This is a genomic window from Rothia sp. 32237D007AR, assembly GCF_053544675.1.
This window is the reverse complement of the sequence record NZ_JBPPUO010000004.1, coordinates 107,206-131,448: the sequence shown is the minus strand read 5'-3', so window position 1 is coordinate 131,448 and position 24,243 is coordinate 107,206. Positions and strand designations below refer to the sequence as shown.

The window sequence follows — 24,243 nt, the reverse complement described above, 5'->3', positions numbered from 1 at the left end:
ACGCCCCTTGGCAGCTCGAACATTTACCGTAGGTACGCGCGGGTCGGCCCTTGCAACCACCCAGACGAACTGGGCTGTGCAGCGTATACGTGAGGCCACCGGGATTGGGTTAGAGATTCTTACCGTCAAAACTGAGGGGGATGTGCTCGCTGGCCCCCTGTCTCAGTTGGGCGGCACCGGTGTGTTTGCTGCGACCTTGCGGGCGCGCCTGCTAGATGGGGGAGTGGATGTGGCTGTGCACTCGCTCAAAGATTTACCCAGCGCACCCTGCCCTGGCCTGACGGTGGCTGCAACCCCGCAGCGGGAGGACCCGAGGGATGCCCTTTGCGCCCGTGACGGCCTGACCCTCGATACTCTGCCTACTGGGGCTAGGGTGGGGACGGGCTCTCCGCGCCGGGCAGCTCAGCTGTTGGCTCTGCGCCCAGATCTTACCCTGGTTGATATTCGCGGCAACGTGGGTACCCGCCTGGCCCGGGTTGCCGGCAACGAACACTACGGGGTGGGGGCACACGGTCTGCACGGGGAGAAGAAACTGGGTGCTATCACCGGCGACTGTGATGCTGTGGTGCTAGCTGCTGCCGGGTTACACCGCCTGGGGCTTGGCGAAACTATTACCGAGTATGTGAGTGTTGAGAGGGTTGTTCCGGCTCCTGGCCAGGGGGCTCTTGCTCTTGAAATCCGTTCGGAGGACGCCGCTGAAGACTCAGAGCTGGGGCAGGCTGTAGCTGCTATCAACCACACCGAAACCCTGCTTGCTGTGACCGCAGAACGGGCCTTGCTGCGTCGTCTTGAAGCAGGCTGCGCCGCCCCCATTGGTGCCTACGCCCAGGTGCAGGCCGGTCAGCTGGTTCTGACTGTTGCTGTGGCGCACCCTGATGGTACTGGGCTCTTGCGGCATACTGTGCAAACTGAAACCCTGTCGGTAGAGTCTGCCGCCTTCTTGGGCACCCAGGCTGCCGATGACCTACTGGCTATGGGTGCTGCTGCCTTGGCCGATGTGAAAGGCGGTGCCTAAACGTATGAGCACCTATCTGATAACTCGTACCCCGGCTAAGGCTGCTGCCCTCACCTGCGCCATCGCAGAGAAGGACGCCACCGCCCGCTTCCTTTATGCCCCCGTCCTTGAGGCTGTGGGTAGCGCACCAGATGACTGGGAGGAAGTGGCCTTCGCTCTGATCCGTGGAGAATTTTCTTGGGTTACGTTCACTTCGGTGAACGGGGTGTTAGGGCTTGAAGCCCTGGCTCAGGGGCTAGGGCAAAGCCTGGTGGAGTTGCTGGGGGCTGCCCAGATTGCTGCTGTCGGCCAGGCTACTGAAGCGGCTCTGATGGAAAGGGGCCTTATGGTCGATTTTGTGCCCAGTAACCAGTCGGCAGCCGGTATGGTCGAAGAGTGGCTCATTGATGAAGAATGGGATGACCCCATGAGCGAAACTATTCTGGCTGTTCAGGGAACTACTGCCTCATCTACCCTGGAAGAGGGGCTCACCGACTACGGTTATACCGTGGCTACCTTGCCGGTCTATGACATGGTGCCCTACCCGGCAGAAAATCCTCTCAGCGCCCACCTATCCGCTGATCCGAAAACCTCTACCGGCCCGAAAATCTCTACCGCCGCGAACACTTCTACCGCCTCTACCCTCACCCTGGGGGAGGCTGTGACCGCTCTGGCTAGCACTGACGTCCTGATTGCCACCTCGCCCCTGCTGCTCAGAACCCTGGCAGAAGACGCCGAACGGCCTTTGCCCCCAACGGTTGTCATTGGGGCCAGTACCGAAGCTGCCGCCCGTAGCCTCCCTGCGGCGCAGCGCCCTGCCACCATCAGCCTAGCTGCTAGCCCCGCCCCGGCAGACCTAGCCGCTGCCGCCTTAGCCCTCTAAGCTGTAAAGATCCCCTACCTGCCCAAGGAAGACCATGTTTGAACCTTCTGCCCTGCCTGTGCGGCCCCGCCGGCTGCGTACCACCGGCCCCATGCGCGCCCTGACCGCTGAAACCTCCCTGACTCCGGCTAACCTGGTGCAGGTGCTCTTCGTCCGTGATGGGATTGATGAGCCTGTGGCCATTGAATCCATGCCCGGCCAGTACCAGCACACCCTGGAGACCGTCCTTGAGCAAGTGCAGAAAGCCGTGGACGCTGGCGTGCGCTGTATCGACCTTTTCGGGGTGCCGTGCGATGAAGATAAGGACGCTACCGGCTCAGCAGCCTGGGACGATAAGGGCATTCTCAACCGGGCTATCCGGGCTGTGCGAGAGCGTTTTGGTAACTCGGTGGTTATCATGGCCGATACCTGCCTGGATGAATTTACCGACCACGGCCACTGCGGCCCCCTGACCGAGGACGCCTTCGGCACCACCATTGTCGATAATGACGCCGCCGTGGAGTCCTACTGCAAGATGGCTCTCTCCCAGGCTAGGGCCGGTGCCCACACTATTAGCCCCTCCGGTATGATGGATGGCCAAATCGGGGCCCTGCGTGCGGCCCTTGACCAGGCAGGTTTCACTGATGTTTCTATCATGGCCTACTCCGCTAAGTACGCCTCAGCCTTCTTTGGGCCCTTCCGTGATGCGGTTGGTTCCACCTTCACCGGCGACCGCAAAACCTACCAGCAGGACCCGGCCAACCGCCGTGAATCCCTCTACGAGGTGCAGCTCGATATTGAGCAGGGTGCCGATATGGTCATGGTCAAGCCTGCCACCGCCTACCTTGATATTGTGCGTGAAGTCGCCGATTTCTCGCCTGTCCCCGTGGCCGCCTACCATGTCTCAGGTGAGTACGCCATGATTGAGGCTGCTGCTGCCGCCGGTTGGATTGACCGCAAGGCGGTAGCCCTCGAAGCGCTCATGGGTATCCGCCGGGCAGGTGCCTCCATCATCTTGACCTACTACGCTACCGAAGCTGCCACCTGGCTGAACGAAAGGTAACCCTGTGACTGTCTCAGAAGACCTCTTTGCCCGCTCTACCCGCGTCATCCCTGGCGGTGTTAACTCGCCGGTGCGTGCCTTCAACTCCGTTGGCGGCACTCCTGCCTTCATGGTAGAAGCATCCGGCCCCTACCTGACGGACGCTGATGGCCACAACTACGTCGATCTAGTCTGCTCTTGGGGCCCTGCCCTGCTGGGGCACAAGCACACCGGCGTCATTGAAGCCGTACATGCGGCGGTGGAACACGGCCTGTCCTTTGGCGCTTCGACTGCCGCGGAAACTGAGCTAGCTGAACTTGTGGTTGACCGTATCAATGCCGTCTTCCCTGGAACCATTGACCAGATTCGTATGGTTTCTACGGGCACTGAGGCGACCATGACCGCCATCCGTCTAGCCCGCGGCTACACTGGCCGCGACAAAATCATTAAATTTGCTGGCTGCTACCACGGCCACGTTGATGCCCTGCTCTCAGAAGCTGGCTCCGGTGTTGCCACCCTGGCCTTACCCGGCTCTGCGGGCGTCACCGCAGCTACTGCCGCTGAAACTATCGTGCTGCCCTATAACGATGAGGACGCCGTCCGCGCAGCTTTTGCCGCCAACCCCGGCGACATTGCCGCCATCATCACCGAAGCCGCCCCCTGCAACATGGGTGTTGTGACCCCGGCAGAAGGCTTCAACGCCTTCTTACGCGAGATTACCCGGGCAGAAGGTGCCCTCATGATTTTTGATGAAGTGCTGACCGGCTTCCGCGTCTCACCGGCAGGCTACTGGGGCTACAGCGCCCCGGCAGAAGGCAACTGGGCCCCGGACATTTTCACCTTCGGCAAGGTCATTGGCGGGGGGATGCCCATGGCGGCCCTGGGCGGTAAGCGCGAGATTATGGAGTACCTTGCTCCGCTGGGCCCGGTCTACCAGGCAGGAACTCTCTCTGGTAACCCCATCGCTATGGCTGCTGGCCTAGCCACCCTCAAGGCCGCAGATGCCACCGTCTACCAGAGCATCGATGCCCGCTCAAACCAGCTACAGGCTGCCCTGACCGAAGCCCTGACCGCAGCCGGGGTCAACCACTCCATCCAAAGAGCAGGTAACCTCTTCTCCCTGGCCTTTGGCACCGCAGAGAAGGGCGTGCACAACTACGAGGATATTAAGGCATCAGAAACCTACCGCTACAATGCCTTCTTCCACTCCATGCTGAACTCCGGCATCTACCTGCCCCCTAGCGCCTTTGAGGCCTGGTTCCTCTCAGCAGCCCACGATGACGCAGCCATGGACCGCATCATCTCAGCCCTACCCGATGCCGCTAGCGCAGCAGCCCAGGCAGAAGCCTAAGGCCCACCTAGCCTATCCCGGTTGTCCACCAGCTAGCAGATAAGCCTAAGGCCCTAACAAAAAGGTGCCCCACCCTCCCGTGAAGGAGGGTGGGGCACCTAGCTTTTAGGCGGCGTCCTTACCTCAACCGGCCCTGAGAGAGGGAGGAAAGAACCTGAGTATCACGGTCATAGAGCCAATCTTTATCCATCAGCAAACGAGAAAGAGCCAAGCCCATGCCCAGGGCCGCAAAAATCAGCAGAACCTGAACAAAAATAGCCAAAGCCTCTGCAACATTCCCATTCGAAAAATGCGCCATGGACATATAAAACATGACACCGGGAATCATCGTCACCGTGGCAGGAACCGCCAAAGACACCCGAGAGATACGGTGCTTCAACGCCATGGCCACCAGCTCCGCACCCACCCCGGCACTCAAGGCAGCAAGAGCAATCGCCAGGTGCGGGGCCCAACCGTGCTCCACCAGCAGCAAACGCCCAGGGTTCACCACAGCCGCAATAGCACCAGCCCACATGCAAGAGGCAGGGGTAGCCGAAAAGAGCATGGCAAAACCAAAAGCGGCGGTAAAAGAGGACAGCACCCACAAACCCAGCAAAAGGCCAGAGGCTATCTGCGGCACCGGGGCCTGTTCCAGAGGAAGAGAAAAAACAAAAGACGTGAGCCAGACAGCAAAAGACGCACTAGCTAAGAGCACCGCCACATAGGCCAGCCGGGCAATACCCGACCCGAAATCCATACGGGAAATCTCTAACATACCCGTCACCAGCGGGAACCCCGGCACCAGGTACAAGACCGACGAAATGAAACCCACCAAGTGGTTATCAGCAACAAGCTCAGCCGCTACCAAAGAATTAATAACACCAACATAGATACCTGCTGATAAGAAGCCACACAGCATCCACACCACCATGTGGTTCAGGCCCCGGTGAGCCAGCGTAGAACGCAAGAACTGGCCCGCAAAAGCAGCCAACAAAACCACAGAACATTCAATAACGCCCCCACGATTCAAAAAGGCAAAGGCCGCACAAGCGCAGGCAGCAGCCAGAGCCAAAAGCCACGGAGCGTAGAGGGGCTTGGCTTTCTCAATCTGCGTCAAAGCGGCAGAAGCCTGGGCTGGGTCAATCCGCTCAGGCAAAGACGAGACAAAATCAGAGAGCAAATCAATCTTGTAGGCAGAAATACCCTTAATACGGGTCTCCGCGATCTCAGTACGAAAATTTCCCTGCGTATAAGCAGTAGTCGAAACTTCCGTAAAATGCACCTGAGCATGGTGCTCATCAAGGCCCACTGCCTTAGCCAACCGGGCCATAGAAACCTTCACACGGTAGGCGCTAGCACCAGATTTCATCAGAAGCAGCCCCAACTTCAGCACAACTGCTGACTGGTCCACCAGCTGTTGGTGCTGGGCACGAGTAGAGCCAAGATAGATGCTATTAGTGGGCGGGGCGGGCTCGTTCACGATCGTCCTTGTGCTTGAAATGTATCTGCCGTTCTCTAATCTAATAGAGGTGGGGCAGAAAAAGGAACTAGCAGCTACTCTAGCTGGTGCGAACCGGCCATTCCCCACTGATATCTGCCTGCTTGCCAATGCGATTGAAGTAGTCCTGCAACTCAGCGGCCTGCTCAGCCGCCCATCTTATCTGCTGCTGGTGCAAGGCAGTAGCAGGCTGCTCGATCTCTTCGTACTCCAAGCTCATAGCCGTCAGTAGACGCTCAGCGGCCAGAGCATCGTCCTTAGATGTGTGGGCGTTCTCTAGCTCCACACCGTATTCGCTAGAAAGCACCTCAAGGGTGCGCTTACCCTTCTTAAACTTATGCACATGCTTATTAATGACCAAGGGGTCAAGCACCGGGTAGCAGCTCAGAGGCGGGAAACCATGGCGAGCCAACTCAAAATGCAGCACCGAAAAATCGTAGGCAGCGTTAAAAGCAATCACCGGCACACCATCAGCAAAGAGCCCACCTAGAGCCATGGCAAGTTCGTAGGCTACCTGCTGGGCAGGCTTACCGTGCTCCCGGGCGTACTCGGTGGTGATACCGTGAATAGCGGAGGCCTGCTCCGGGATCTCAACCCCAGGGTCAGCTAACCACTCACCGGCACGCAAGACCTCACCGTCCGGAGAAACCAAGACCAAGGAGGCTGTGACGATGCGGGCAGTTTTAGGGTCTATGCCGGTGGTTTCGAGGTCGAAAGTAGCACGGGGAAGCTCGGTCCATGAAGTCATACCTTCGATAGTAGCCATAGAACCGGCGGCACAATAATATTTGAGACAAGTGGCGCTCAGGCTCTTAAAATGTCAGCCACCTATGATGGACTATGAAACACAGGCAGAACCTTGAACACACACGATGGGGAGTGCACCATGGCACAGGAGCAGACAGACACCCAGAGCCACACCTTGCTCTTAGGCGCACCCGGCAGCGGTAAAACCCAGGCCCTACTCACAGCAGCCACCCACTTTATCGAACAGGGTAGCGACCCCGCCCGGCTCCTGGTCCTGACCCCATCTCGCATCAGCGCAACCCGTTTCCGCCAAGCACTCTCAGCCCGCATCACCGCAACCGTCTCAACCGCCCCGGTGCGCGCCTGGCAAGCCTACGCCTTTGACCTGCTCAGACGAGCCCACCTAGAAGGCTACCTACCCCACCTAGATTTCACCCCCAAACTGCTCTCTGGCCCTGAGCAGGACGTCCTGATCAAAGAACTACTCGATGGGCACCACAAGGGCCACGGCTCTAGCATCCTCTGGCCCAACGACCTAGACCAAGCCATAGAAACCCGCGGCTTTCGCCATGAAGTGCGAGACTTCTTCGACCGCATAGCCGAATACGACCTCACCGCCTCAGCAGTTGCCGACCTAGCCCAAGCCCATAACCGCCCCGAATGGCAGGCCCTAGCTAGGCTCTACACCGAATACCGTCAAGTGCGAGCCCTACGCGCACCCCACGCCTTTGACCCCGCCGCCCTCATCCACGAGGCCACCAAAACCCTACTAGCCCACCCAGATTTACTCAGAGCCGAACGGGCCCGCTTCGATCTGGTACTCATCGACGACGTCCAAGAACTTACCCCCTCCATCTACCGGCTACTGGCCGTTCTCATCGGCAGGTCAGCAGAATACCTAAAAACCACAGCCAGCAACTCCCTCACCCTCCAGAGCGCAGAAGAAACCTCAAACCTAGAGGGCCTTCTCTCACAAGGCCCAGCCAGCATTATCACCTGCTGCACAGACACCGTCGTGCAGGGCTTCCGTGGCGCTAGCCCCCACCTTGCTACCAGCCTGCCCGATATCTTCCCCACTCTCATCACCAAGAACCTAACCACCAGTTGGCGCATGGCACCGGTTATCGCCGCCCGCTGGGCAGAACTAGCCTCCCGCCTGCCCGCTGTGCCCCGGGCAGCCCACCACCGCCTCCTGACCCCCGCCCCGCACGAACCCAGCGAAGAAGCCCTACTGCCCCTGGGAGACGACGGCGCCCTGCTCAACCCCCACAAAGCAGAAGGCGCAGAGGCAGAGGTGCTGGGCCTGCTCGTAGAAACCCCCCAACAGGAGAACCAGCTACTAGCTCAAATGATCCTGGAAGACCACCTCTACCGGGGCAGGGCCTACCGCCGCAACGCCATTATCGTGCGCAACGGCTCAGACGTCACCCGGCTCAAACGAGCCCTCATCAACCTGGGCCTACCCGTACAAACAGCAGCCTCTATCACCCCTGTCCGTGACGAGCCCGCCGTGCGCCCCTTCCTCGACGCCCTAGGGCTGATCCTGCACACCCGCCGCCTACGAGCCAGCGACCAGGAGACAAGCACCTGGGGGCTGGGCGCTGAGACCGCAGTTTCCCTACTCACCTCCCGCTTGGGCGGGGCCTCCACCATGGATGTACGCCGCCTACGCCAGCGCCTGCGCGCTGAAGAACTCCGAGCCGGAGGAACCCGAGACAGCGACGCCCTGCTCGTTGAAGCCCTCATCACCCCCCAACTACTGCCCACCGGAGAAAGCAGCGCCGCCGCCCGCCGCCTAGGCCGAGTACTCACCGCCGGAGACAAAGCACTCGACCAGCCCGGAGCCACCGCAGAAACCGTGCTCTGGGCCCTCTGGGAAGCCTCAGAACTAGCCCCCCTCTGGAAATCCCAATCCCTCTCAGGGGGTGCAGGAGCTGACCGCGCCGGGCGAGACATCGACGCCATGATCGGCCTATTTGAAGCAGCAGAGCGCTACACCGACCAAATGCCAGGAGCCACCGCCGAACAATTCTTGGCCTACATCGACGCCCAAGACCTACCCATGGACACCCTGGCAGAACGCACCAACTACCGGGACGCCGTAGAAATCATGACCCCCGCCCTAGCCGCAGGCAGAGAATGGGACACCGTCTACATCGCCGGCCTACAAGATGGCACCTGGCCTAACACCACCGTCCGCGGCTCCCTGCTCGGCACCCTAGACTTGGTGGACGCTATCACCGGGCGCCTACCAAGCAACAGCCAAAATACTCGCAGCGCCACCGGCTACTCTCTGCTAGAACGCCTACGCGCTAACCGCTTCGATGAGTTCCGCATGTTCGCCACCGCCACCTCCCGCGCCCGCACCCGAGTAGTCTGCACCGCTGTTTCATCTACCGACCAGGCCCCCAGCGAACTCCTTGACATCTTCGCCCCTGCCCCCGGCGGGGAGCGCCCCCTCACAGAAGTACGCCGCCCCATGACCCTGCGCTCGCTGATCGCTGAGCTGCGACAGTGGGCAGAAGCTCAACATCTTTCACCGCAGAAGGCGGACGCCGCCGCCCGCCTACTGGGGCGCCTTGCCGACCCGGGCCAAACCTCACATCTGAGCCTGCCTGGTGCTCACCCCAGCTCCTGGTGGGGTCTGTTGCCGCTCTCGTCTCAGGCTCCGGCCTTTGAGGGGCAAGGGCCTATCCCGGTCTCGCCCTCTCAGATCGAAAAGATTCACCGCTCACCCTTGGACTGGTTCGTTGCAGCTTCTCGCGCCGAAGCTGCAACTGATGCCTCCCGGTCACTGGGTACACTGATTCACGCTATTTGTGAAGATATGCCTGAAGGCAAGGGCACCGACCTGCGCGATGAACTGCACCGCCGCCTACCGCAACTTGGCCTACCCGATACCTGGGAGACCCAGAAGACTATCGAGCGGGCCGAGAAAATGATTCAAAAGTTTGCCGACTATGTGCGTGACCTCAAAGGTAAAGGGCGGTCCTTGGTCGGGGTTGAAGGGTCCTTTAGTGTGCTGGTGCCAGGCCCAGCCAAGGACGCCCTCCTCTCAGGTCGAGTAGACCGAATTGAGGTAGACCAGGTGGGGCGGTTCATCATCATTGACCTCAAAACCGGTAAGAGTAAGCCCACTCAAGCCGACCTTGAACAGCATCCCCAGCTCGCTGCCTACCAGGTTGCCCTGGAAGCTGGGGCCGGGGCCCTTATGAAACAAGCCCTAGACTATGAGGCCCTTCACCAAGAGGGCCAAGGGGAAGTGAAGAAGCCTCACCCGCCCCAGGTGCCGGTACTTGATGGGCTTCATGAACTCTCCGGTGGTGCCCTGCTCCTACAGGTGGGTGGATCCACCAAGAGCTATTCAGAGCAGGAACAGGCCCCCCTGAGTGCTGAGAGCACCTGGGCTGTTGAGCTGATTAACCGGGCTGCTGAACTCATTGCGGGGGAGCACCTGCAAGCTCGGCATACGGCAGGTGGTGCCTTTGGGGTCGGGTGTGCTCTGCCCGATATTTGCCCCATCTGCTCACGAGGCCGAGCTATCACCGTCCGCCCCGCCCAGTAAGGGAGAACCATGACTGAGAATACGCCACAAGATGCCCTGCTGAGCCCTGAAGATATTGCACGGGCTCTGGGCCGCCCCCTACCCACCCCAGAACAATCCGCTATTATTAGCTCCCCTCTGCTACCCCGCCTGGTTGTGGCAGGAGCCGGGTCCGGTAAGACAGCTACCATGGTCGATAGGGTGGTCTGGCTAGTTGCTAACGGGCTGGTACGGGCTGACCAGGTGCTCGGTGTGACCTTCACCCGCAAGGCTGCCGGGGAGTTACGCGAGCGCATGCGCTCCCGCCTCGAAGAGCTACGCCGCCAGGGGCTGGTGAAAGAAACCCCCGGCCAGGGGGCTGAGGAGGTCACCAGCGACCCTACTATCTCTACCTACCACTCTTACGCTAATACCCTGGTACAGCAGTACGGTTTGCGTATTGGTGTAGAAGATGACGCCCAGATGCTAGGCGGTGCCCAGACCTGGCAGCTGGTGGCCCAGATTGTGGAGCATTATGAGGGTAAGCTACCTGAAAAGGACGTTGCCAAGTCAACGATGGTGGAGTCCATCATCAAACTTTCTTCTGAATGTGCCGAACATCTGGTGAGCCCTGATGAGGTCATGACCTGGTGCGCCAAGACCTTACAGCAGGTGGAGCATCTGGGGAAGCCCACGGTTAAGGGGGCGACCACTGAGCAGCGGGCCCTAGTTCAGGGCCTACAGTTGCGGATTTTTTATGCTGAACTGGTCAAACGCTATTCAGCTATTAAAGAGCAGATGCAGGTGATGGACTACGGTGATTTGATTGCCAAGGCGGCTCAGATTGCCCGGTCAGTGCCGCAGGCTGCCCATACTGAGCGAGAACGCTTCAAGGTGGTGCTGCTAGATGAGTTCCAAGATACCTCTCATGCCCAGATGCAGCTTTTCTCTGACCTCTTCGGGGCAAGAGCTGAGGCCCCAGCCCACCCTGTTATGGCGGTGGGTGACCCTAAGCAGTCTATCTATGGTTTCCGTGGGGCTTCAGACGGTCAGCTTTTTAGTTTCTATGATTACTTCCCGGCAGAGGACCGCACCGCCAGCTACCTGACCGTGGCCTGGAGGAACGACACCGCTATTTTGGCTGCTGCTAACCGGGTAGCAGAGCCCCTGTCCACCACCCCTGACTGGGTGCAGCGCACCCATTCTATTGATGTCCCGCCGCTGGTGGCCCGCCCCCAGGCAGACAAGGGGCGTGTGCTGGTCGGGGAGTATCTAACAGACCTGCACGAGGCCCGTTCGCTAGGGCAAATAATTGCCCAGCAGCGCTCGGCCTTTACGGGCCGGCCCTTACACGAGATGCCCACTATGGCTGTGCTGTGTAAGAAACGGGCCATGATGGAACCGCTCCAAGAAGCCTTCGATGAGCTAGGTGTTCCCTACCAGGTGGTAGGGCTCGGTGGCCTACTTGATACCCCAGAAATTGTGGATCTGGTTGCGGTGCTCCGGGTGCTCAGTGACCCTGGCCGCTCCGATGCCCTCATGCGCATACTCTCCGGTGCCCGCTGGAGACTGGGCCTCTCTGACCTGCTGGCCTTTGGCGAATGGGCAGAAACCCTCAAACGCCAACGCGAACTTGAAATTAGGTTCGGTATCACAGCCCAGGCCGCTGCCCTTCGTGCCGAACAAGAAATCCTTGATGAAGCCCATGCCCTGGCAGATGCTGCTGAACGTGGCGCCACCAGCGCCCAAGAGCTTAAGGACGCAGACCAGCAGCTACCGGCGTCCGCTGAGGACTACCGGCGCCTGCTAGAGGCCGCTGCCCCTGATGTGACGGACGGGGCCTCCCTGGTAGAAGCACTTGAAAACCTGCCCCCGGAAGGCTGGGCCTCAGCGCGCAGCGGCCGGTCAATAACTGCCGAGGGTCTACGCCGTCTACAGGCTGTGTCAAGGGAGCTGACCTACCTGCGTCAGTTCACCGCCGATGATCTGACCACCCTTATCAGCGAAATTGAGCGGACCTTGCTGTTGGATATAGAGTTAGCGGCCCGCCCTGGTGCCCACTCTTCTTCAGCCCGTAGAAATCTTGATGCCTTTTACGATGTGGCTGCCAGCTACGAGTCCACCGCCCCGCGCGTGAACGCCCTCTTGCTGGCTGCTGCTAATGGTCAGCCTCTAGAAGAGGGGGAGAGCGGCGTCCGCTTTGCCCTGAGCGCCACTGGCGCATCGGCATCGGGCATTAGTGGGTTTCTGGCCTGGCTTGATGCTGCCGCCCAACAAGAAGCTGGGCTTGAAATGGCGGCAGAAGCCCCCCGCCATGATGCGGTGCAGATTCTGACCGTGCACGCCTCAAAGGGCCTGGAATGGGACCAAGTCTACATACCGGGCATGGCAGAGGGCGAATTCCCCGATTCTAAGGACGAACGCTGGAGCAAGAAGGCAGACACCCTGCCCTGGCCCTTACGCGGGGACGCCGCCTACCTCCCCGGCTGGCGGTCAGACTTCGAACACCTGCAAGACCTAGGCGACTTCATGGGCCAGCTCTCAGAACAGGCGGTAGAACACCGCACCCTGGAAGAGCGCCGCCTTGCCTATGTGGGCTACACGCGCGCCCGCTCCTTGCTGGTGCTAACCACCTCAGCCTGGAAGGGGACCACCGCTAAGCCCCGGCTGATGTCTACCTTTGTTGATGAGCTGCTTGACTCTGCTGCTGACCTTGCACAGATAATCAGTGAGCTTGACCCCGAGCAGGTCGGTGCGGTCAACCCCCAATCTGCTACTATCACTACCGCCCTGTGGCCCTTTGACCCCCTGGAGGGGCCCCACCAGATGACCTGGGCATCGCTAGAGGAACTTGAAGCGGCAGGGCCAACACCTCACCCGAACACTCCCAGGCAGGGAGAGCTCACCGGGCTTAGCCCTCGCCAGGTGGTTGAGCGTGCAGCCCATAATGTACTACGGGGCGGGCTTGCCCCTGATGAACTAGCCCAAGCCTATGAGGCTCTGCCTGAGCTAACCCCCGACCAGGCCCACGAAACCCAAGGCACCATTGAGGACTGGCAAGAAGAAACTGACCTCTTGTTGAGCCTGCTGGCAGCCCCAGCAGAAAACAGCACCTTTGAACTGCCAGGGCATATCTCAGCTTCACTGCTGGTCAACCTGGTCAAGGACCGGCAAGCTGTTATCGACAATATGCGCCGGCCCATGCCCCAAAAACCAGGGATTGCAGCCCGCCAGGGAACTATCTTCCACAGCTGGGTAGAAGAGCACTTTGGCACCACTGGCATGCTGGATATGGACGAAGACTTCGATGATGAGGGCACCGAAGAAGAGCTGAATATCCCGGCCCTGCGTGAGAACTTCTTAGAAAGCCCCTGGGCTCATCGCACCCCCTGGGCCCTAGAGTACCCCCTTGAAACACCGCTTGCGGGGGTAACGGTCCGTGGCCGAATTGACGCTATCTTTACCCGTACAGACGGGGACGGTGCGACTATCTGGGAGCTGGTGGATTGGAAGACCGGCCGCCCACCGCGCACCAAAAAGGAGCTCAAAGAGCGGTCAGTGCAGCTGTCTCTCTACCGGCTGGGTTTTGCCCGCCTGCACGGTGTAGCCGAAGAAAATATAGAAGCTCATTTCTTCTATGCTTCTACCGGCCAGAGCATCGAGGTGACTCACTTCTCCACGCGCGAGGAGTTAGAGAAAGCCCTGCAAGGAGCAGGCCAGTTAGGGCACCAGAAAAGCTAAAACACCACAGTAGCTACGGACACCAGAGCAGTGAGAGGCCCTAGCCCCCTAGCACTCTAGCCCCCCTAGCCCTAGTTCTAGCCCTTGGTTCTAGTCCAAAGGCTGGGGCTTCTCCTCATCAAAGGTCGGCTCAAGGGCACCAACAGCCCGCAGCTCTGCCTCCAGATGGTCAAGCATGGAGACAGCCTCTGAAATCATGACCCGATCTTCTAACTCAACTCCACGCACCAGCCACTGGGCCAGACCAAACTCTGCGTAGAGATTAGCCCGGGCCTCAAGATTACGGTCAGGCTCCTGAGGCATCTCTTGACGGTAGGTCGCAAAAACCCTCTCCCTAAAAAGAGGATCTTCACAGGCATAGAGCCAGGCGAAATCAGCAGCAGGGTCACCCACACACACCTCAGACCAGCCGGTAATCTCAACAATCTTCTTCTGCTCAAGCACAAGGTTATCTTCGTTCAAATCCCCATGAATGGTGCGGGGGCGGAAGTCCCACATAGCCGAATTGTTGAGCTGCTGCTCCCAGCGGGTCAGCAGCCCCGACGGTACCTTGCCGGTAGCTACAGCCAGGTCTAGTTCTGCAAGGCGGCGCTCGCGTACCTGCTGGCCGGTATAGACCGGCAGGTCAGCGTCCTCCACGATAGTGGTGGGAAAAACATGGATGGAGGCAATATTTTTGGCGATGTCATCGGCAATATTGGCCTGCCCGCTGCCGGTGGCGCACGAGATGGCGGCTAGGTCATCGATATCGTGGGGGGTACCGGGGATGTGGGTGTAGATGAAAGCCTGCCGCCCGTCTAAGGGGACGGTGCCAACGATGGTAGGCACCAGGAAGGGTAGGCGGGCGCGCAGGGCGGGAGTGAAGGATTGCAGGATGACGTGCTCTGCTTCTAGGCGCACGCTAGCTTCTGGGTGCTTGGGGGCGCGTACCCTCCAGCGTTTGTTGGTGGAGTCGATGATAATGGCCGAGTCGAAGTCTAGGGCGTCGTCGGCTGAGGGCAGGGCGGCTACCGGGTAGAGCCCGGGCACCCCCGCTGATACGATGGCGGCAAGTTGAAGAGGTGTTGAGGTCACATTTTAAGGGTACAAGAGAAGTTGGACTGAACCCGAAATGAAGGGGAGAAAAATTGATTCATTGGCCCCAAGAACGTCCGGCACAGGGTCAGGACGCAGCCCCCAGCTCCGCTACCCCCAGCAGGTGGGCGCTGGTGGGCGGTAGACTAGTAAGCTGGCGTGAGCGCGTATGGCCAGTGATAACTGCGAGGGTAGGGGAGATGCACCATGAATCACGATAAGCTCAGGGCCCAGCCTATTACTCTGTCAGCCCCCAATGCTGAGGCTATCCTTGAGGGTCTTGACCCTGAGCAGCGCCGTGTTGCTACTGAGCTTGCTGGGCCTATGTGTGTGATGGCTGGTGCTGGTACCGGTAAAACTCGTGCTATCACCCACCGTATCGCCTACGGTATTGCCATTGGCCGCTATAACCCGCGGGCTGTGCTGGCTCTTACTTTCACTAACCGGGCGGCTGAAGAGATGAAGGTGCGCCTGCGCCAGCTGGGGGCTGCTGGGGTAGTGGCTCGAACCTTTCACTCAGCTGCTCTGGCCCAGTTACGCTATTTTTGGCCTCAGGCTATTGGTGGTGCTCTGCCGGAGATTATTAAGAATAAGTCCCAGTTTATTATTGAGTCGGCTCGCCGCCTGGGGTTAGCTACTGACCGGGCTATTGTGCGTGATCTTGCCAGCGAAATTGAGTGGGCTAAGGTCTCTATGCTCACGGCTGATTCTCTCATGCCTCATCTGGCTGACCGGGAGCTACCGGCAGATATTAGCCCCATTGACATGGTGCGCCTGCTCCGCACCTACGAGGAGCTTAAGGATGAGCGCAACGTCATTGACTTTGAAGATATCTTGCTGCTGACTGTTGCAGTTATTGAAGAAAACCCCGATATTGCCGCCCAGATTCACCAGCAGTACCGCCACTTTGTGGTCGATGAATATCAGGACGTCTCGCCCCTGCAACAGCGCCTACTGGAGGCCTGGCTGGGGCGGCGCGATGATTTGTGCGTGGTGGGCGATGCCTCCCAGACCATCTACTCTTTTGCTGGGGCAACTAGCCGTCATCTCCTTGAGTTCCGCACCCGTTTTGAGGGCGCTACCGTGGTGAAGCTGGTGCGTGACTACCGTTCTACCCCGCAGGTAGTTGATGTGGCTAATCGCCTGCTAGCTGCCCGCCGTCAGATGCCAGATTCCACCCGCTATTCTTGGGCGCCGCCCCTAGAACTGGTCTCCCAGCGGGAGCCTGGGGCTAAGCCGGAATGGTTTGAATACGCAGATGATGAACAAGAAGCGATGGGTATCGCTGAAGATATCAAAGACCTCATCGATAAAGAAGGCATACCGGCAGCCGATATTGCTGTGCTCTACCGCACCAACTCCCAGTCTGCTGCCCTAGAACAAGCCCTGACTGATGCCGGAATTAACTATCAGCTACGCGGTGCAGAACAGTTCTTTGACCGCCCTGAGGTGCGCGCAGCCCTGAGCATGCTCCAGGGCGCAGCTAAGGGGGCTGAACCCACTGATAGCGTCACCCAGCTGGTGCGAGATAACCTTAAGAACTTGGGTTGGTCTGCTAAGGCTCCCCAACGCTCAGGCCAGGAGCGGGCCCGCTGGGAATCCCTAGAAACCCTCGTCTCCCTGGCTGATCGCCTTGCTGATGAACGCGCCCAGGCGCGGGAGCAGGCGTCCGCTAATGGTGCTACCGACCTGCCGCCGGAGTTCTCTCTCTACGAGCTGGTTGCTGTGCTCATCCAGCGCTCCCAGCATCGGGATGCGCCCTCTCTCAATGGGGTCACTCTCGCCTCCTTGCACGCAGCTAAGGGCCTTGAATGGGAGGCGGTTTTTCTCTGCGGCCTCAATGAGGGGCTCATGCCGATTTCTTTCGCCCAAACTAGTGATGAAGTAGATGAAGAACGCCGCCTCTTCTATGTGGGTATCACCCGCGCTCGTTCTTATTTGACCCTGAGCTGGTCGCGGTCGCGTACCCCTGGCGGGAGGGCTGGGCGTAAGCGGTCGCGTTTTATTAATGACATTGCTCCTCGGGGTCTCTAGTGGCTAGCTCCCGTGAAATTTTGCCGGCTCCCGCCTCCCGCCCGGAGGTTGAGGTGGTGCGCTCTACCTGCCGTACTCGCACTGTGCAGTTGGTGCCGCAGCGGGGCGGCTATCCCGGCTGAGCGGTCTTAGGGGTTTCTTCCTTTTTCTGGGAAGCGCTTATTCTTTGTCCTTGCTGTCAGTCTCTTCGGTGGGCTGGTCGTAGCCGCCTGCTAGGAGCTTTTCGAGGGCAGCGTCGAATTCGTCTTCGCTGGCGTTGAGCAGGGCGCGGCGGGAGGTGAAGCCTGTGGGGTCGTCCAGGTCTTCGCTGGTGGGTAGAGTTTCGGGGCCTTCCCAGAGCTGGTCGCGGGCTTCAAAGCCGTGGTTTTCTTCGTAGTGGCGCCAGAAGGCTAGGGCTTCGCGCATCTTGCGGGGGCGCAGTTCAAGGCCGACGAGCTGGGCAAAGGCGTGTTCTGCTGGTCCGCCGGTGGCGCGGCGGCGGGCCATGGTTTCAGCCAGTTGTGGGGCTGTGGGCAGGTTTTTGCTGGCTTGTTCGGTGATGAGGCTGACCCAGCCTTCGATCAGGGCAAGGAGGGTTTCGAGCCGGTCTAGGGCGAGTTGCTGGTCTTCGGTGAGTTGGGGTTTGAACATGTCCCCGGCGAAGGCTTCCATCATGGCTTCGGGGTTTGAGGGGTCGAAGTCGATGGTGTGGGCTGCTTCTTGCATGCGCTCAATATCAACGTGGATTCCGCGGGAGAAACGGGTGATGAGGGCGATGATGTCTTCGCGTAGCCAGGGGTTGGTCTTGTGCAGGCGCACTAGGGCAGCTTCTCGCACGGCTAGGTAGAGCATGACTTCCTGGGCAGGGATTTCTAGGCCTTGGCCGAAGGCAGCAACGCCTGAGGGGATCAGGGCTGAGCGGCCTTGGGCCAGGGGGATTCCGATGTCTGTGGAGGAGACGACTTCTTCGGCGAGTTTGCCGATAGCTTGGCCCATTTGCATGCCGAACATCATTCCGCCTAGGCCAGCGAAGATGTTGCCGCCGCCGAGCATGCCGGCCATGTCTTGGGGCATTTGTTGCTGGATGGAGGAGTTCATAGCTGATGAGACTTCTTCGGCAACGGGGCTAGCGATTTCTTTCCAGGTGTCAAAGGAGTTCTCCACCCATTCTGCTTTTGCCCAGGCTTCAACGGTGAAGGCAGGACGTTCGAAGATGGTGACGGGGTCTAGCCAGAGGTCTGCGAGGGCGGCGGCATCTCGTACTGCACCGGCTTGGGTGGAGGTGACGGAGGGGTCCTTGCCCAGGGCTAGTACTTGGCGGGCGTGCTGCTTGGCCATGTCCCAGTTGACGGGGCCGTTGCTGGGTTGGGCGCTCATCATGGAGTTTACTTGGGCGAAGATGCCTGAGAGCATGGCTGGGTCGATGACCAATCCCATATTTTTAAGGGCGTCGGCATCGAAGCCTGCGGCCCCGTTCATGGCTGTGGGGTCAAAGCCCTGTTCTTGTAGCTTTTTGAGGAATTCTTCAAGGGGGTCACGGCCAGCTGAGTCGTAGGGGTTGTTGGTCACGTTCTGCCTCGTTTCAATAGGGGGCTGCGGCGCCCGCCGCTACTATTTCTCCCTAGCCTACCTACCCTGGTGTGTGCCCTGGGGCTCTTTTAGCCCTGAGCCGAGTGAGAATTTGCTGAGGGGAGGGTCCTGAGGGGGTGGTTTTGCTAGTAGGCTAGTTCTATGGTTTTTTCTCAGAGGAAAGATGCAGGTGTCCGGCCTGGTAAGCGTAAGGCTGATTTGCGGACGGTGAGTGCCTTGGGTGCTTTGGGCCTGTCGACGTTTTCTTTGGTGGTTCCGGTTAATTTTGTGGCCGAATCGCCCGGCCCTACCTTCAATACCATTGGTGAGTTCAATAGTAAGCCGCTGATTGAGATTGAGGGTGCCCAGACTTACCCTGTGGGTGGCAATCTTGATATGACCACGGTGTCTGTTGCTGGTGGCCCTAATTCTTCTCTCTTTGCAGTTGAGGCTCTTGCTACTTGGTTAGAGGACTCTACGGCTGTCTTACCCAGTGATTTGATTTATGATCCTTCGGTTACGAGGGAGCAAGTGAGTGCGCAAAATAGCGCTGATATGACCAACTCTCAGGAGGTGGCGCAGGCTGCTGCTCTGACTCAGTTGGGTATTGATTACACCGAAATTTTGACGGTCTCGGGTACTAGTGAGGGCGGCCCTAGCCAAGGGATCCTGCGTGAGGGGGACGTTGTGACTGCCCTCGATGGTCAGGTGCTTGAGGGCTACGCTGAATTGACTCAGCGGGTGAATGCGTCCGCTGGGAACCCGGTTACTGTTACTGTGGTGCGTGATGGGCAGGAGCAGGAGGTCACTCTCACTCCTTCTTATAATGAGCAGCGGCAGCGTTATGTGCTGGGTTTGTATATTGCCCGCTCTTTTGAGTTCCCTATGACTGTCACTTATGGTCTGCAAGAGGTTGGCGGCCCTTCTGCTGGCATGATGTTTGCTTTGGGCATTATTGATGAGCTGACTGAGGGGCAGATGACCGGGGGCGTGCATTTTGCTGGCACCGGAACCATTGATTCGGACGGCACAGTCGGTAGTATCGGCGGCATTGAGCAGAAGATGCGGGGTGCTGCGGACGCTGGTGCCACAGTTTTCTTGGCCCCGGCAGATAACTGTGATGATGTGGTTGGCAGGGTGCCACGTGGTCTTAAGGTTGTTAAGGTCTCAACACTCGATGAGGCTGTGGATGCTGTGACCCGTATTGGTCAGGGGGAGGACCCTGCTGCCTTCCCCACCTGCTCCTAGTGCGGCGGGGAACTTACCCTAGAGCTGAAATACTAAGCCTGCTCTCGTAACTCGTGGTTTTCTTTGGCAAAATAGTGTCTTATATGTAGTGTCGCCCACTGTGCGGTGGCACCCCTTATACAGGCCGCATTCGTGCGGCAGACACAAAACACAACTGAAGGATACCCGTGAGTACCGGAAGCACTCCTCCCCGTTCACCATCACGCGCTCCTCAACGTAGAAACCGGCCGCTGACCGCCACCGTGGCAATTATTGCCGCCTTGGTCGTAGCTTTCGTTTTTGCAACCCAGGTGTACACCGACGTCCTCTGGTATGACCAGTTGGGCTACCTGAAGGTTTTCATTACCCAAAACCTGACCCGCGGTGCCGTCTTTTTGGTTGCAGCTCTCGTTGTAGGTATCGCTGTTTGGGCCAGCCTCTTCTACGCCTATAAGCATGGGAAATTACAGGCTCCCCGCCCCCGATCTGCTACAGGCCCTCGACGTGATGCCGATGGCAACCCTCTGCCTAACCCCTATGGCGATGTGCAGGACCTCTTTAACCAGAATATGGAGCGCTACCGTCAGGGTATTGAGCGCATGCGTAAGGTGCTGCTGATTGCTGTGCCAGCCTTGCTGGGTGCTTTTGTCGGCGCTGGGGCTATGACCCAGTGGGAGACCGTTCTGCTCTTCTTCCAGGGTGAGAGCTTTGGCAGCGTAGACCCCGAGTTCGGTCTTGATGTGAGTTACTTCATGTTTACCCTGCCCTTCCTGAATATGGTCACGGGCCTGCTGAGTACCGCCATTATTTTCTCTGCCATGGCAGCCCTGGTCATGCACTATTTCTACGGTGGCATTGTGGTGGGGGAGCGCGGTATTACAACGACCGTGCATTTCCGCCGTCATTTTGCTGTGCTCGGTGCCCTCTTTATTCTCTTGCGTGCCGTGAACCTGTGGCTTTCTCGCTACACTGCCACCCAGGACCAGTCAGGTTCTTGGGCTGGTGCCATGTACCGGGATGTCAATGCCATTATTCCGGTTAACGCTATCTTGGCGGTAGCCTCCTTGCTGGTGGCTGCGCTCTTTGTGCTTGCAGCTGTTCGCGGTAATTTCCGTTTACCTCTGATTGGTACTGCTGTGCTGGTCATTGCTTCGCTGGTCGCCGGGGGAATCTACCCTTGGGTTGTGCAGCGTTTCCAGGTAGTGCCTAACGAGCAGGCTGTTGAGGCCCCTTATATTCAGCGCAATATTGACGCTACCCGCACCGCTTACGGTCTTGATCAGCTTGATGTTCAGAACTATGACGCTACTACCTCTACCGCCGCAGGTGCCCTGCGCGGTGAGAGTGAGACTATCTCTAACATCCGCCTGCTGGACCCTAATGTAGTATCTGGCGCTTTTGCTCAGTTGCAGCAGTTCCGCCCCTACTACCAGTTTGGGCAGAACCTTTCTGTTGACCGCTATTCCATCAAGGGCACGGAGACTGATACTGTTATCGCCGCCCGCGAGCTTAACCCTGACCAGAATGCCGGTTCTTCCTGGGTTAACCAGCACGTAGTGTATACCCACGGCTATGGTGTTATCGCCGCCTATGGTAACCAGGTTGAGGCTGATGGTAAGCCTAAGTTCATTCAGTCAGGTATTCAGGCAACTGGCGCGATTAGTAGTGATTATGAGCCGCGTATCTACTTTGGCCAGAGTTCACCGGAATATTCTATTGTTGGTGGCACCTCAGATGATGAGCCGCTAGAGCTTGACCGCCCCCAGACTGCTGATGATGAAAGCGGTGCGGACGCTAAGTACACCTTTAGCGGTAATGGCGGCCCGGTCATTGGTCATGCCTTTAACCGTTTGGCGTACGCTATTAAGTTCCAGTCTTCAGATATTCTGCTCTCGGATGCTGTGCGCCCTGAATCGCAGATTTTGTATGATCGTGACCCTTCTGAGCGTGTGAAGAAGGTTGCCCCTTACTTGACTGTTGATGGTAACCCTTACCCGGCGATTATTGATGGCCAGGTGCTCTGGATTGTGGATGCCTACACCACCAGTAATCAGTACCCCTACGCGCAGGCTGCTCAGCTTGATAATGCGACTTCTGATTCTGAGACTGCTACCGGTATTTCACAGGCTCTGCCTAACCAGCAGGTCAACTATATTCGTAACTCGGTGAAGGCTACTGTCAACGCCTATGACGGTTCAGTGACTCTTTATGCCTGGGATGACCAGGACCCAGTTCTGAAGACCTGGCAGAAGGTCTACCCTGATACGGTACGCCCTTACAGTGAGATGAGCGCCTCGCTGATTGAGCATGTGCGCTACCCTCAGGATCTTTTCAAGGTGCAGCGTGAAATCTTGAACGCCTACCATGTGGATAACGCCCACAGCCTCTACACTGGTGATGACCTCTGGTCTATCCCTAACGATCCGACTAATAATAGTGGTCAGCCTTTGCCGCCTTATTACATGTCCTTGCAGATGCCTGGGGAATCAGAGGCTAACTTCTCTTTGACCACCAGCTTTATCCCTCAGCAGGCAGATAGCAACACCCGTAACGTCATGTACGGTTTCCTTTCAGCCAATGGTGATGCCGGTACTGGTAAGGACGGGCAGAAGGCTGAGGACTATGGCAAGCTAACCTTGCTTGAGTTGCCTCGCTCTTCGGTTGTTCCTGGACCCGGTCAGGCGCAGAATGTCTTTAACTCAGATACGGCTGTATCAACTGAGTTGAACCTGCTACGTCAGGGCGCTTCGGACGTTATCAACGGTAACTTGCTGACTCTGCCTGTGGGTGGCGGTATTCTCTACGTGCAGCCGGTCTACGTGCAGTCTTCGGGCGATGCTGCTTACCCCTCACTGCGCCGCGTGCTGGTGGGCTTTGGTGAGCAGGTAGGCTTTGCCCCCACCCTGGATGAGGCCCTGGATGAACTCTTTAGCGGTTCTTCTGGCGCTGAAACTGCTGCTGATGCCGGTGTGAGTGATGCTGAGGCCGCTCAGGCTGCCGATGGTACTGCTCCTGGTACTGATAGTGCCAGCTTGACCGGTGCCTTGCAGGAGGCTCGCAAGGCTATGCAGGATGCGGACGCCGCTATGAAGGCTGGTGACTGGGCCGCCTATGGTGAGGCTCAGACCCGCCTGAATGAGGCTTTGCAACGCGCTATCGAGGCCGAGGGGCTTGAAGGTACCGCAAGTACCCAGGCTAGCCCCACCCCTTCACCTTCCAACTAGGGGGTAGGGCTTTAGTGGCCTGGTGATGGTAAGGACGCCGCCTCCCGCACTGAGCGGGCAGACGGCGTCCTTTTGCCTAGGTAAATGTAGAGTGAATCACAAAAGCCTATATTGACTTGCGTGTAGCAATATAAGTGCGTATAGTTATATGAGTCGCCGCGGGGTGGAGCAGTTCGGTAGCTCGCCGGGCTCATAACCCGGAGGCCGCAGGTTCAAATCCTGCCCCCGCAACCATGTGATAAGTCGTCCCTGTTGGAATAAGTTCCACAGGGGCGATTTTCTTTTCCCCTTCATTGTGTCCTAGAAGCTCTTGAACAGCGCGAATATCCTTACAGCTGGCGTAGGTGGTGGTTGCGAACCAGTGGCGTAACTGGTGGGTGGTGTATGCTCGGGGTAGCTGCCGGCTAGAAGTTCAAGCCAACGACGACGGGTAATGATGGTTGAGGGTTGGCGCCCTGCTGCAAGGAGCCAATTATTAAAACTTGCAATGTAAGAAGTCCAGGTACTCACATGATGACCTTTCTACAGATTAGATTTTCTGTAGGTGCAACTGGTGCTGTGAGTACCTGGACTTATCGATAAATTTTAGAACGATGACCGGCGTTAAGAGCAATGATGATGAGCTCACCTTGGTCAAGGTCGAGGATGACCCTGTAGTTACCTATACGGTATCTCCAAAGGCCGGTAAATTCCCCGGTAAGCGCTTTGCAGTGGGCTTGTGGAGTTGGTGATGATGCAAGCCAATCGAGCGCGTCCATGATTCTACGCCGGGTTGGTTTATCTAGCTTTTTGAGTGCTTTGATGCAGTCCTTGTCATAGATAAGGCCCCAAGAGGAGGCTGACATAAATTAGAGTCCTAGTTCTTTCCGTGCTTCTTCAACTGTGTAAGCACGACGTTCCCCGCTTTTGATTGCTTTTACTTTTGCATGGAGCTCGGCAGCGTATTCTGCTTCTGCGATGTGTTCCTCAATGAGGGTGCGTGCACAGTAAGCAACAGAACGGTCAGATGCGGCTGCTAAGTTGGCTAGTCGCTCTTTAAGAGATGATGGGACTCGGATGGTAAGTACGCTGTCCGATATGGTTGTTGTAGTCATGTATTCATTGTATGACATCCATACTAGCCTGAACAGTAGTAGGTTGAATCACTAGAAGATACAACCCTTGAATATTTCCCTACTAGGTCGCATAGAAAGAAACGAATGATGGGGTTTCAATGGGATGACCCATTCGGGAGAGCCAAGTGTCGCGCCCGTAGACAGGCAGAGCTTGAACAGCACTTACGTTTTGTTCGCACTAACAACTTTGATGTTATTCGGCTTGATCGCGTGTACCAGAAGGTGCGCACTGGGGAATTTTCTGCAGGTATCCAAACCAGCCTAAAAAGTTAAGTACCGGTAGG

At 58.1% G+C, this 24,243-nt stretch carries 15 protein-coding genes, 1 tRNA gene and 1 pseudogene; 10 read left to right on the top strand and 7 right to left on the bottom strand.

Translation table 11 applies throughout. From position 1 onward, the window contains the following. The first annotated feature begins 7 nt into the window (after positions 1 to 7). The 4 genes from hemC to hemL are packed head-to-tail and all read left to right on the top strand — an operon-like array spanning position 8 to position 4,249. The gene (gene hemC, locus ACED87_RS04325) at positions 8 to 1,015 is read left to right on the top strand and encodes a hydroxymethylbilane synthase (RefSeq protein ID WP_449089635.1); all 1,008 of its coding nucleotides are present in this window, start codon (positions 8 to 10) and stop codon (positions 1,013 to 1,015) included. A gap of 4 nt (positions 1,016 to 1,019) precedes the next feature. Then, entirely contained in the window at positions 1,020 to 1,877 is an 858-nt protein-coding gene (locus tag ACED87_RS04320; RefSeq protein ID WP_449089634.1) for a uroporphyrinogen-III synthase, read from the top strand. A gap of 34 nt (positions 1,878 to 1,911) precedes the next feature. Continuing rightward, on the top strand, positions 1,912 to 2,919 hold the full coding sequence (gene hemB / locus ACED87_RS04315; RefSeq protein ID WP_449083707.1) for a porphobilinogen synthase: 1,008 nt from the start codon (positions 1,912 to 1,914) through the stop codon (positions 2,917 to 2,919). A 4-nt stretch (positions 2,920 to 2,923) separates the two neighbouring features. Further along, a complete protein-coding gene (hemL, locus tag ACED87_RS04310; protein WP_449089633.1) occupies positions 2,924 to 4,249 on the top strand; it encodes a glutamate-1-semialdehyde 2,1-aminomutase in 1,326 nt (441 codons plus the stop codon). 118 nt (positions 4,250 to 4,367) lie between these two features. Here hemL and ACED87_RS04305 read toward each other — a convergent pair whose 3' ends face one another. Continuing rightward, positions 4,368 to 5,708, bottom strand: a complete 1,341-nt coding sequence (locus tag ACED87_RS04305) for a threonine/serine ThrE exporter family protein (RefSeq protein WP_449083704.1) — start codon at positions 5,706 to 5,708, stop codon at positions 4,368 to 4,370. Between the two features lie 79 nt (positions 5,709 to 5,787). Continuing rightward, positions 5,788 to 6,474, bottom strand: a complete 687-nt coding sequence (locus tag ACED87_RS04300) for an exonuclease domain-containing protein (protein WP_449083702.1) — start codon at positions 6,472 to 6,474, stop codon at positions 5,788 to 5,790. Between the two features lie 138 nt (positions 6,475 to 6,612). On the opposite strand from ACED87_RS04300, the gene ACED87_RS04295 reads away from it, so the two are divergent. Beyond that, positions 6,613 to 10,038, top strand: coding sequence for an ATP-dependent helicase (locus tag ACED87_RS04295; protein WP_449083700.1), 3,426 nt, complete (start codon positions 6,613 to 6,615; stop codon positions 10,036 to 10,038). A gap of 9 nt (positions 10,039 to 10,047) precedes the next feature. Then, positions 10,048 to 13,737 (top strand): UvrD-helicase domain-containing protein, encoded by a 3,690-nt coding sequence (locus tag ACED87_RS04290; protein ID WP_449089631.1) that lies wholly within the window; start codon positions 10,048 to 10,050, stop codon positions 13,735 to 13,737. Between the two features lie 90 nt (positions 13,738 to 13,827). Here the strand turns inward: ACED87_RS04290 and ACED87_RS04285 are convergent, their stop codons facing one another. Further along, on the bottom strand, positions 13,828 to 14,811 hold the full coding sequence (locus ACED87_RS04285; RefSeq protein ID WP_449083696.1) for a phosphotransferase: 984 nt from the start codon (positions 14,809 to 14,811) through the stop codon (positions 13,828 to 13,830). Positions 14,812 to 15,018: 207 nt separating this feature from the next. Between ACED87_RS04285 and ACED87_RS04280 the strand changes: the two genes are divergently transcribed. Further along, positions 15,019 to 16,845 (top strand): ATP-dependent helicase, encoded by a 1,827-nt coding sequence (locus ACED87_RS04280; RefSeq protein WP_449083694.1) that lies wholly within the window; start codon positions 15,019 to 15,021, stop codon positions 16,843 to 16,845. A gap of 159 nt (positions 16,846 to 17,004) precedes the next feature. Here ACED87_RS04280 and ACED87_RS04275 read toward each other — a convergent pair whose 3' ends face one another. Then, complete coding sequence (locus ACED87_RS04275) at positions 17,005 to 18,393, bottom strand: zinc-dependent metalloprotease (protein ID WP_449083692.1); 1,389 nt, start codon at positions 18,391 to 18,393, stop codon at positions 17,005 to 17,007. Between the two features lie 162 nt (positions 18,394 to 18,555). On the opposite strand from ACED87_RS04275, the gene ACED87_RS04270 reads away from it, so the two are divergent. From ACED87_RS04270 to ACED87_RS04260, 3 genes are all read left to right on the top strand, one after another. Further along, the gene (locus tag ACED87_RS04270) at positions 18,556 to 19,641 is read left to right on the top strand and encodes a YlbL family protein (RefSeq protein ID WP_449083690.1); all 1,086 of its coding nucleotides are present in this window, start codon (positions 18,556 to 18,558) and stop codon (positions 19,639 to 19,641) included. A gap of 167 nt (positions 19,642 to 19,808) precedes the next feature. Continuing rightward, on the top strand, positions 19,809 to 22,844 hold the full coding sequence (locus ACED87_RS04265) for a UPF0182 family membrane protein (protein WP_449083688.1): 3,036 nt from the start codon (positions 19,809 to 19,811) through the stop codon (positions 22,842 to 22,844). A gap of 157 nt (positions 22,845 to 23,001) precedes the next feature. Beyond that, a tRNA-Met gene (locus ACED87_RS04260) sits at positions 23,002 to 23,078 on the top strand. On the opposite strand, the pseudogene ACED87_RS04255 reads toward ACED87_RS04260, so the two are convergent. From ACED87_RS04255 to relB, 3 genes and pseudogenes are all read right to left on the bottom strand, one after another. Continuing rightward, a pseudogene (locus tag ACED87_RS04255) lies at positions 23,035 to 23,220 on the bottom strand (hypothetical protein); the annotation flags it as partial. The gene ACED87_RS04260 and the pseudogene ACED87_RS04255 sit on opposite strands and share 44 nt — an antisense overlap. Before the next feature lie 196 nt (positions 23,221 to 23,416). After that, positions 23,417 to 23,689: a type II toxin-antitoxin system RelE family toxin gene (locus ACED87_RS04250; protein ID WP_449082594.1), complete on the bottom strand. Its 273-nt coding sequence runs from the start codon at positions 23,687 to 23,689 to the stop codon at positions 23,417 to 23,419. 3 nt (positions 23,690 to 23,692) lie between these two features. Beyond that, positions 23,693 to 23,938, bottom strand: coding sequence for a type II toxin-antitoxin system RelB family antitoxin (gene relB, locus ACED87_RS04245; RefSeq protein WP_180377918.1), 246 nt, complete (start codon positions 23,936 to 23,938; stop codon positions 23,693 to 23,695). Positions 23,939 to 24,243: the final 305 nt, after the last annotated feature.

Excerpts from the sequence above, each read along its gene's own strand:
- ACED87_RS04295 (WP_449083700.1), top strand. The coding sequence starts at position 6,613 with ATGGCACAGGAGCAGACAGACACCCAGAGCCACACCTTGCTCTTAGGC.
- ACED87_RS04280 (WP_449083694.1), top strand. The coding sequence starts at position 15,019 with ATGAATCACGATAAGCTCAGGGCCCAGCCTATTACTCTGTCAGCCCCC.
- ACED87_RS04270 (WP_449083690.1), top strand. The coding sequence starts at position 18,556 with ATGGTTTTTTCTCAGAGGAAAGATGCAGGTGTCCGGCCTGGTAAGCGT.
- relB (WP_180377918.1), bottom strand. The coding sequence starts at position 23,938 with ATGACTACAACAACCATATCGGACAGCGTACTTACCATCCGAGTCCCA.
- ACED87_RS04250 (WP_449082594.1), bottom strand. The coding sequence starts at position 23,689 with ATGTCAGCCTCCTCTTGGGGCCTTATCTATGACAAGGACTGCATCAAA.
- ACED87_RS04290 (WP_449089631.1), top strand. The coding sequence starts at position 10,048 with ATGACTGAGAATACGCCACAAGATGCCCTGCTGAGCCCTGAAGATATT.
- hemB (WP_449083707.1), top strand. The coding sequence starts at position 1,912 with ATGTTTGAACCTTCTGCCCTGCCTGTGCGGCCCCGCCGGCTGCGTACC.
- ACED87_RS04300 (WP_449083702.1), bottom strand. The coding sequence starts at position 6,474 with ATGACTTCATGGACCGAGCTTCCCCGTGCTACTTTCGACCTCGAAACC.
- ACED87_RS04320 (WP_449089634.1), top strand. The coding sequence starts at position 1,020 with ATGAGCACCTATCTGATAACTCGTACCCCGGCTAAGGCTGCTGCCCTC.